The organism is Nitrospinota bacterium, assembly GCA_035528715.1.
Taxonomy (GTDB): Bacteria; JADFOP01; JADFOP01; order DATKYB01; family DATKYB01; genus DATKYB01.
In genome coordinates, this window is record DATKYB010000001.1 from 1 (window position 1) to 6,761 (window position 6,761).

Annotated in this window: 7 protein-coding genes; 2 read left to right on the top strand and 5 right to left on the bottom strand. The window is 35.8% G+C overall.

Annotation, left to right across the window (positions count from 1 at the left end):
• From VMW81_00005 to rho, 3 genes are all read right to left on the bottom strand, one after another.
• The coding region (locus VMW81_00005; GenBank protein HUU49329.1) for a DUF2400 family protein at nucleotides 1-201 on the bottom strand (201 nt) is incomplete at its 3' end.
• A 5-nt stretch (nucleotides 202-206) separates the two neighbouring features.
• Nucleotides 207-656, bottom strand: a complete 450-nt coding sequence (gene dtd, locus VMW81_00010) for a D-aminoacyl-tRNA deacylase (protein ID HUU49330.1) — start codon at nucleotides 654-656, stop codon at nucleotides 207-209.
• A gap of 16 nt (nucleotides 657-672) precedes the next feature.
• A complete protein-coding gene (gene rho, locus VMW81_00015; protein HUU49331.1) occupies nucleotides 673-2,028 on the bottom strand; it encodes a transcription termination factor Rho in 1,356 nt (451 codons plus the stop codon).
• A 250-nt stretch (nucleotides 2,029-2,278) separates the two neighbouring features.
• Here rho and VMW81_00020 point away from each other — a divergent pair, with 250 nt between their 5' ends.
• Together VMW81_00020 and VMW81_00025 are read left to right on the top strand one after the other, a co-directional pair.
• Entirely contained in the window at nucleotides 2,279-3,637 is a 1,359-nt protein-coding gene (locus tag VMW81_00020; GenBank protein HUU49332.1) for a radical SAM protein, read from the top strand.
• A gap of 75 nt (nucleotides 3,638-3,712) precedes the next feature.
• Nucleotides 3,713-4,747 carry a glycosyltransferase gene (locus VMW81_00025; protein ID HUU49333.1) on the top strand — a complete coding sequence of 345 codons (1,035 nt, stop codon included), beginning with the start codon at nucleotides 3,713-3,715 and terminating at the stop codon, nucleotides 4,745-4,747.
• A 15-nt stretch (nucleotides 4,748-4,762) separates the two neighbouring features.
• Here VMW81_00025 and VMW81_00030 read toward each other — a convergent pair whose 3' ends face one another.
• Nucleotides 4,763-5,488 carry a HemK2/MTQ2 family protein methyltransferase gene (locus VMW81_00030; GenBank protein HUU49334.1) on the bottom strand — a complete coding sequence of 242 codons (726 nt, stop codon included), beginning with the start codon at nucleotides 5,486-5,488 and terminating at the stop codon, nucleotides 4,763-4,765.
• Nucleotides 5,489-5,508: 20 nt separating this feature from the next.
• A complete protein-coding gene (locus VMW81_00035; GenBank protein HUU49335.1) occupies nucleotides 5,509-6,543 on the bottom strand; it encodes an AsnC family transcriptional regulator in 1,035 nt (344 codons plus the stop codon).
• Nucleotides 6,544-6,761: the final 218 nt, after the last annotated feature.

Consider the following 6,761-nt stretch of genomic DNA (forward strand, 5'->3'; position numbering starts at 1 on the left):
TATGGAGAGAATATGAGCAGCACTGTTGAGGATTAAATCAACCCTTCCATATGCCAGAGAAGCTGTAATAAGACCTATGATCTCCTGGTCTTTTTGGGAATGAAACTTATGGACAAATTCTAATGGATCGGAGGATAGATATTTTATATCAAATTTATGATAAAGACCGTCCAGATATCTCTTGAGTAAAAGCAGGTCCATAGGATTCAAGAAACCTTTCGGCTGTCCAAGATGAGAGTTACTGGTCCTTCATTAATTAAATTCACATCCATCATTGCCTGAAATTTTCCTGCAACCGTCTTTATGCCAGCTTTTTCCCCTTGATTAATAAAATAGTCATATAATTTTTTCGCTAATGAGGGCTCAGCAGCCATTATGAAAGAAGGCCTTCTTCCTTTTCGACAATCACCATAAAGAGTAAATTGGGAAATGACCATCATCTCTCCATTGACATCTTTTAGGGAGAGATTCATCTTGCCTTGAGCATCTTCGAAGATCCTGAGATTTATTATCTTAGAGAGGAGATAATCAGCATCCTCTTCTTTATCATCCTGCCCAATTCCTAAGAGAACGACTACCCCTTTTCCCATCCTGCCCAAAAGGGTTCCCTTTACAGAAACCCCTGCCTCTTTTACTCTCTGGACAACAGCACGCATACTTATTAAGGAAGGTTTACTTTTTTATATTGAGGGAATCCAAGAATTCCTTATTGGTCTTTGTCTTCGTCAGTTTATCCAGCAAAAATTCCATTGCTTCAACCACAGGGAAGGAACTTAAAGCCTTCCTCAACATCCAGGCCTTGTTTAATTCATCAGATGGCATTAATAATTCTTCCTTGCGGGTACCCGATCTGTTGATATCAATCGCCGGGAATACCCTCTTGTCCACCAATTTTCTATCAAGATTAATCTCTAAATTGCCCGTTCCTTTAAATTCTTCAAAAATAACTTCATCCATTCGACTTCCCGTATCAATTAGCGCCGTTGCAATGATAGTAAGGCTTCCACCTTCTTCTATGTTTCTTGCAGCACCAAAAAACTTCTTCGGTTTTTCTAATGCATTCGAATCCACACCACCAGATAAAACCTTTCCACTGGGCGGGACGATCGCATTGTGTGCTCTCGCCAATCTCGTAATACTATCCAAGAGGACTACGACATCTTTCTTGTATTCGACCAATCTCTTGGTTTTTTCCAAAACAATATCTGCCACCTGAACGTGTCGATTAGGCGGCTCATCAAAGGTAGAACTGATAACCTCTCCCTTCACAGACCTCTCCATATCTGTAACTTCTTCTGGCCTCTCGTCAATGAGTAATACAAGAAGAATGACCTCTGGATGATTTTTTGTAATGGAATTGGCTATGGTCTGCAAGAGCATTGTCTTTCCTGTTCTTGGGGGTGCCACTATCAGTGCTCTCTGTCCTTTTCCTATAGGGGTCAGGAGATCCATAACTCTTGCAGAAACATTCTCTGGACCTGCTTCCAGTTTGATTCTACTATCGGGATAGAGGGGTGTAAGGTTATCAAACAGTATCCTTTGAGGAACAAGCTCTGGGGGTTGAAAATTTACTGATTCTACCTTTATAAGAGCAAAGTATTTCTCATCCCGTATAGGAGGTCTTATTTGACCAGAAATAGAATCCCCTGTCTTAAGATGAAATTTTCTTATTTGTGAAGGAGAGACATATATATCATCAGGCCCTGGCAAGTAATTACAATCTGTAGATCTCAAGAATCCAAAGCCTTCAGGCAGAACCTCTAAAATCCCCTCCCCAACAACGAGACCATCTTTCTCTGTATGCGCCTTTAATATATTATAAATCAAGACATGCTTTCGCGATCCACTCGTATCAGGTATGTTCATCTCTCTACCTAATTTAACGAGTTGTCTTATATCTAATTCTTTAAGTTCCTTCAAGTTAAGAGAATTCTCGTCTTTTTTTGTTCTCTTTGCCTTCGTTGTAGTTTTTGTTTCTTTTTTTGTTTCTTCCTTTAATTTTTCTTCTGACGTCTCTTTTTGAACCATGTCTAAATCCTTAAAATATATTTTTAGCTTTCCAATATAATAAAATGTGAAAACACAAGTTAATGATTATAATGGAAGTGAGAAAAAAGAAATTATTTGTAATGTTCGTTAGATGGAAAGCTTAAATTAATTTTGCTCCCAAAATTTCATTCTTTTAAATTTTAAAGTTTTTTAAAGAACTTGTCAAATATATTTATCATAATTTATAATTATTTAAATTTCTGTATTAAAAAATTACATTTTTCTATTTATGAAGAAGAAAAAGAACCTTCTTTTTATAAACCCCTTTATATATGATTTTGCCTGTTATGATTCTTGGTTAAAACCTCTTGGTTTACTTTATCTGGCTAGTTTTCTTCAAAATAGGGGATATGAAATCCACTTTATCGACTGTCTTGATATAATAAATCCAGAAATGATAAGAGATGCTTCGATTAAAGAACCGAAAAGAAGGGAGTATGGCTGTGGTCGCTTTTATAAACAAAACATAGATAAACCAAAACATCTAAAGAATATCCCAAGGAAGTATAGTCGATACGGAATTACCCTCGAGGTGTTTAAAAAGGAACTGTCTAAAATTCCTCATCCAGATGCTATTTTAGTAACTTCGATGATGACATACTGGTATCCAGGACCTTTCAAGACGATAGAGATATGTAAAAGTATCTTCAAAGGAGTTCCAATTATCCTGGGAGGAATATACGCTACTCTATGTTATGATCATGCTAAAAGAAACTCTATGGCCGATTATATTGTAAGGGGTGGGAACATAAAGGAAATAGTAAATCTCGTAGATAACTTAACAGACTATAAAGGTGTTGAAAAAGACCCAGAAAAAAAACTTCTCTCTGGATATCCTCTGTTTGATCTATTGAGAAGAATAGATTATGTATGTCTCTTAACTTCTATTGGATGTCCATATCGCTGTGATTATTGTGCCTCCTCTTTCTTAAATCCTCATTTTTCCTTCAGAGACCCTATTGAGACTGTAGATGAGATTGAATACTGGTATAAAAAAAGAGGAGTTAGGGACTTCGCCTTCTATGATGATGCCTTGCTCTTTAATCCCGAAGAACACCTTTTAACCATGTTGAAAGAGATACTTCGAAGAAATATGGTATGTAACCTTCATGCACCCAATGGCCTTCTTATGAGGGGAGTAACATCTGATGTTGCTTCTTTAATGTATAAAGCAGGTTTCAAGACAATAAGATGGGGTTTTGAAACCTCTAATATTAAAGGACAATTACTAAACGCTAGTAAGGTCACTAATGAAGAATTTCATGCTTCTGTTTGCTATCTGAAAGAAGCGGGTTTCCCTTCGCATGATATTGGAATCTATATCCTTGCCGGCCTCCCCTATCAGACAAAAGAAGAGGTTGAAGAAACCATTGATTTTGTTTTTAAAGCGGGCACAAGACCCATCATAACAGAATACTCCCCTATCCCTGAAACAAGACTATGGGAAGACGCTGTTAGGTTCTCAAAATTTCCTGTTGCAGAAGAGCCTCTGTTTCATAATAACTCTATCGTGCCATGTCAGTGGGAGGGATTAACGTATAATGATTTAGATCTTTTAAAGCTAAAGATAAAAAACCTTCCTTGTTAAAATTTATAGAGCCTTAAGAACAATTTTTTTATATTTTTAATTAAACTCATCATATAACGATTGGAGAACAAGTTAATGAAGATTGCGATTATCAAACCCTATCGCCTGCCCTTTATAAGAGGAAATGCACTCTCTGTACATCGACTTATCTCAGGATTAAGGGATAGAAAAGTAGGTGTAAAAGAGATCTGTATCTCTGATTACAAATATAAGAGGGATATTTATAAAGATGTTTCCTCTTTTAAACCTGATCTTATTCATGGATTCCATGGATACAAAACAGGAAGAGTTGTTCTCTACCTAAAAAAAAGAATGGGTGTTCCGCTAATTATATCCCTTAGAGGAACGGACTTCAATCATGACCTCTTTAACAATAAAAGAAGGCCTCTTGTATTAGAAACATTGAGTTCTGTGGATATGATTATTGTCTTTGCCCCTTTTACCAAAGAGTTAATAAGAAAAGAGAATCCAGAGCTCAGTTGTGATAAAGTTCATATCATACCTCATGCTGTCAAACTCAAAGAAAACCCATATAACATCCTGGATGAATTGAATTTCAAGAAAGAACACTTTATCTTCTTTTTGCCTGGTGGTATCCGAAAAATAAAAAATGTTGAATTTTGTATAAAACCACTGAACAGGCTGAGAAAGAGCTATCCTCAAATTAAATTAATCTATGCAGGTTCAATCATCGAAAAAAGGATTGGTTTAAGATTCATAAAGAGGATTAGGAATTTAGACTGGGTCATTTATCTGGGTGCTGTTCCCCATGACAGGATGTATTCCCTTTACAGAGCCTCTGATGTAGTTATGAACACATCTCTATCCGAAGGAATGCCAAATTCCCTTCTTGAGGCCATGAGCCTAGGAAAGGCTGTTCTGGCCTCTAAGATTCCAGGGAATCAAGCAATCGTAAAAAATGAAGAGGATGGTCTTTTATTTGAAACAGAGAAAGAATTTATAAAAAAGGCAGAGAGGCTCATCAGGGATAAGGACTTAAGGAAAAGATTGGGCAGAGAGGCAAAAGAAAAGATAAAAAAATATCATACTCCTAGAGGAGAGCTGGATGAACATATGAAAATCTACAAAAGGCTTTTATCTTCTGGTTAAATATAATTATTACCTTCAAGCCTCATTCTTTTTGATTCCCAGAATGACATATCTTTTGCATCTTGGAATATCCGTTTTTTCATGGATGAGAGAATCTGTACAAAGTTTTTTTAAATATTCCAGTCTTTCAACTCCTGACTGGCTCAGATCCTGAACCTTTTCATCAATTATTTCTGTTATAAATCCGCTTCTTTCCATCATCTTTATGGTCTTCTTTATATCAAGAAAGTCAAATTGCTGAAATAACAATTTGGCCCTAGGTTTAAGATAATATGACCCCTTTAATATCATTTTATCCATAAAAAATCTGCCATCAATCCCCCCGTTTCTGGCAGTTGATAAAGGGTCATCAAGAAACATTCCAGGAGAAACAGGCATCATAGGCACATTTCCAATAATCAGGTCAAAAATACTCTGCCTTAAGCCTGAAAACATATCTCCAACGAATACCATAATCTTTTTATCAACTTTATTCAAAACAGCATTTTTTCTCGTACATATTGCACTTTGATAACTTATATCTGTTGCGATTACTCTTCTTGCCTTCTTGGCAGCAATAATCCCAAGAAAACCGCTCCCTGTTCCTAAATCTAAGACGAGATTTCCTTCATCAATGTAATAAGAGAGATGGTCTGCCAATAATATGGAACCAAAATGTGGGGGGATGACTTCAGGATCAAGAATAAATCTATTTTCTTTAAAAAGAAAGAGGTTTTCGCCTGATGTATTAATATGATTCATTAGAAACCATCCAAAAGGGTTTAATCAGAAAAGATGTTTTGCTCTTCCCGCTTATCCAATTCGTCGGTAAAATATCTTGGGCGCACCTTTTTATATTCTTTTACACTGATAAGGGAAAGGTATTCTTCTATCCCTGTCTTTTTCGATATGAGTTTAACGATTGCCTCGCATTCCTTTTGAGACCTTCCATGGACCATTGTATATATCGAGAAAGGCCAGCTCGGAAATACTGGTCTTTGATAGCAATGGCTAACGGCCTTAAATGAGGCCATTTCTTTTCCAATAGCTACTATTTTCTTTGAAGGAACCTTCCAAGCAACCATCATATTTGATTTAAACCCAGCCTTTCTTTGATTCAAAACAGCTGCAAAACGCTTCATTATCCCTCTCTTTTTAAAATTTCGTGCCTCTTTTATAATCTCTTTTTCATCTATAGCCAATCTATCAGCTATAAAAAGAAAAGGCCTCTTCTCCAAAGGAATATCCTCCTGAAACTCCCTTATCAATCGAATTTCAAGATCAGAAAAATTCGTTCTTTTCCCATCTTTGTTATCCTTATAATATTCTTTGCTCAATTCCTCATATAACAAATTAGGCTTTTTATTCAACATCATATCTAATCTGACTCCGATTTTAAACAGGCGAATTGCAGGTAATAAGAGAATATCTTCCCCCCTTACGATTTTTCCGAGCCTCTTAATTGTCCTATCCATAGAACTGTGTGGAGGAAGTGCCATTGTAAACCACAGATTATACGAATGATTTCGAGTATAGTTGTGACTCACCCCAGGATGTCTGCTAACCATTTCTGCTGCCTGGTCCAAGAATCTTGGCTTTATCTTCATTCCAACGAGTGCTGTTTGATACCCTAGTTTTTTTGAATCAAAGATAGCACTTATCTGGCGGATGATTTTTTGACTCTTTAGTTTTTTTATCCTCTCAATTATCTCTTCTTCTGAAACCCCCAGTTCTTTTGATAAATTTAAGAATGGTCTTATGACTAAAGGGAAGTTAGACTGAATGATATTGAGCAATTTCTTATCAAGAATATCCATCTTGCCTTTATTTCTCTTAACCATGATAAATAGAGGTTTTATTTATATAATTTTTTCTCAATTTTATTTTTTTTATTATAACAGAATTCTTAGAGGTTTTTTAGATTTATTATAAATCATTAATGGTCTATTTTAATACAACTTAAAAAATATCTTTATTATCAATGGCTTAACTTCTTATACCTCATTTAATAAAATCGTTTTATCTCATGGGTGGT

Coding starts and splice junctions, on each gene's coding strand:
- dtd (HUU49330.1), bottom strand. CDS start 656: ATGCGTGCTGTTGTCCAGAGAGTAAAAGAGGCAGGGGTTTCTGTAAAG.
- rho (HUU49331.1), bottom strand. CDS start 2,028: ATGGTTCAAAAAGAGACGTCAGAAGAAAAATTAAAGGAAGAAACAAAA.
- VMW81_00020 (HUU49332.1), top strand. CDS start 2,279: ATGAAGAAGAAAAAGAACCTTCTTTTTATAAACCCCTTTATATATGAT.
- VMW81_00025 (HUU49333.1), top strand. CDS start 3,713: ATGAAGATTGCGATTATCAAACCCTATCGCCTGCCCTTTATAAGAGGA.
- VMW81_00030 (HUU49334.1), bottom strand. CDS start 5,488: ATGAATCATATTAATACATCAGGCGAAAACCTCTTTCTTTTTAAAGAA.
- VMW81_00035 (HUU49335.1), bottom strand. CDS start 6,543: ATGGATATTCTTGATAAGAAATTGCTCAATATCATTCAGTCTAACTTC.